The sequence below is a fragment of the Vibrio sp. OPT46 genome (assembly GCF_015163535.1).
GTDB classification, from domain to species: Bacteria; Pseudomonadota; Gammaproteobacteria; order Enterobacterales; family Vibrionaceae; genus Vibrio; species Vibrio alginolyticus.
Map to the genome: position 1 here is coordinate 104,531 of NZ_JADDYG010000372.1, position 2,688 is coordinate 107,218.

General features: G+C 41.3%; 1 protein-coding gene. It reads right to left on the reverse strand.

The window, feature by feature from the left end:
* Positions 1–300: 300 nt before the first annotated feature.
* Positions 301–2,271, reverse strand: coding sequence for a replication initiator protein RctB domain-containing protein (locus IQR33_RS17620; protein WP_017635223.1), 1,971 nt, complete (start codon positions 2,269–2,271; stop codon positions 301–303).
* Between the last annotated feature and the right edge of the window lie 417 nt (positions 2,272–2,688).

Genomic DNA, 2,688 nt, shown 5'->3' on the forward strand with positions numbered 1-2,688 from the left:
TTGGAATGAACTCAAGAAGCATGATCAAGGTTTAATTAGCGGAATTTTAGGCAAAAAAAAGCGAGTTTCCTGAGGAGAAACTCGCGAAGTCTATTCAGAATGAATGTAACAATATGAGCCAATCTATTAATCATCAGAAAGGACAAAAGGTTGTCTATTCGGGATAAATAGTAGTATTAGGCTTGGCTTCTAATGTCAGTGGTTTGTAAGAGTTAAGTCTGTTTTTTATCATCGAAAGACATTGTTACATTTCAAACCGATACATCACACCTATAGCTTGATACACATCAAGCGACACTTTTAAATCGCCATTTCATCCAAGGCACGAAATACCATTTCATCCATGTGACCATCGAAGATTTGACGACAAACTTTCCGACGCACCGCTAACCCCGCAATCAAGCGCTCGATGGTAAGATGCTTAACATCGTTCTGGGTGTTAAACAGCTCGACGGTTTTACTTAATGTCTCATAAGGAATCGGCTCATCCCCTACCCTTAGCCAATCGAGCTTCTCTATGTAATCTGAGCACTCTTCTTTGATTGAGGCATACGAGTGCCCTGTCATCGCAGACAAAGCCGTTATACTGCGTTCTAGAGCCTCTGGTGAGGTATATTTAGATAGAGTAATGGTGATCTCATCAGCATTGATCTCTACCAAATGTTTTCTTTGCTTCACGCGTCGCCCTAAATTTCCTCTTGGAGACGGTGCTTTGCGTTGAATGGGCTCAAATTCGCCGTCTATGATGCCTGAGAGCTCCTCAAGCTGTTGTCGGGTTACCATCTCATTACGAAGTGGGTTTGGCAGCGTAGGCGCCATGTTACGCTTTCCTGCGTTGGTCGTTCGCGCTCGTGAATAACGTAAGACCTCTTCGACATCACATTTGATGTCGATCTGGTAGTCCATCACTTTGTCATTTTCGATCATGGTTTCGATCGTCAGGTGATAACCCCACAAATTAACGACGAATAGATCATCATTCCCTTTTCCATCAGACAAACGCTTTAGTTCTCGGATCAGATCCATGGAGAAACGTCGCCATTCAATGTTACGTGCAAGTTTCTGGTTTAACTCACTCAGTAGCATGCAATCCGTGTGACGACGAACCATGCGACTACGGAAGAAAGAGTAAAGTTGAAACACTAAAGTATGTTGTTTCAAGATCTCTGGCGGAAACAAGAAGAAATAATCGCGCGTTAACAGCTCTTCATAAAACGAAGGTTCCCAAACTAAAATATATAAGTTTGGCTTGATACGAATTTCACCATCGCTTCCCTCCACAGGTGCCTCTTCAGAGGCCGTGATGGTTCGAGCAAGAAAACGAAAACGATCACTTTTGAAGCCCTCTGGCATGTTTTCACTTAGCCAACGTCCAGTAAGTTCATGGAGCTGAAAATCAGTGAATTCAATGCGATCAATGCTATCGCGAATGGAATCACGAGCTGGGCCACTGTCTTTTTTGCCTCTGAGCGACAAAATATCAGTGATGTATAGCGGCGTTTTGTTTGGTACGTGAGCCGCATCAAGCTGATACTGATCTTTGTGATGATCATGGTACTGAACTGTTAACGTGAAGAGAGCGAACAGGGTCATGAGATCATCCACAGTCATGATATTTTTGGATGATCGCGTCTCAATAACGGCTTTTGTGCCAGAGATCGACACCATGGATTTCTGATAACTTTTTCGGGTTCTTGGTGGCGCAAGTGCTTGATCAATGATCCCAGCCCAATTTGTTGGAGATACAACAAATTGATCGGCTTCATCTTTCATCGTGGGAGGTGTGTTTAACCCGTGCTCATTCAACAAACGTTTGTTTACTTGAGTCTGAGCCAATGCTTTCGAACGTTTTTGTTTCTCGTTCTGGCGAACTTTGTCTGTAACAAGACTTGTTGCTCCCAACACAGATATAAGCTGATTGGGATTCACAAATTTATGTAGCATCGTTTTACCAGCAAGTCCCTCTTCAAAACGCACTGGAGTTTGAGTAAATAAACCAATATTTACTGCCGCGCGCAAACGTTGTTGCAGAGCTGCACGTGTGAGTTGCCCATCTGTTGCTTCCACAATCTCTGTGGTTGAAACCAAACCATCCTTGCTGCTGAAGCCTCGTAATGAGATCAGATTAAGCAACTCTAAGATGCTTTTGGTCACCCCTTTGAAATGTTGGTACTGCTCTACCCAATCCGCAGAGGATTCATGTACCTCAAAAAGATGGCCATCTTTGTGGCTTCTCGGTGCTTTAATCAGAATTTTTTCATCAGCCGTCATTTTAGATCCAGATCACACTAGCCGTAGTTGTGCTATGGTTCCGAAGAATAAAGAAAAACAGATCATAAATAAAGAAAAAAGATTGTTTTTTAAATAACTGATCTTTTTGATTAATCTGATCTTAATTGATTATATGATCTAATGATCTGGCTTGAAATTTCTCGCTAAGCTTTTGTTCTATAAGACTATTATTTCCATGTGTTTCGGAACTATGATCATAAGAAGTCTGAAAGTATGATCAACAATAACCTGAAAGCATGATCATATTTATTCGTAAGCATGATCATTAAGGTTATGAAAAGATGATCAAAAGAGTCTCGAAACGATGATCATGATGTTTTTACAGGTTATCCACAGATGCAGTATTTAATAATGATCTTCACGATGATTATATTGTGCATTGGTGATGTTATTTAT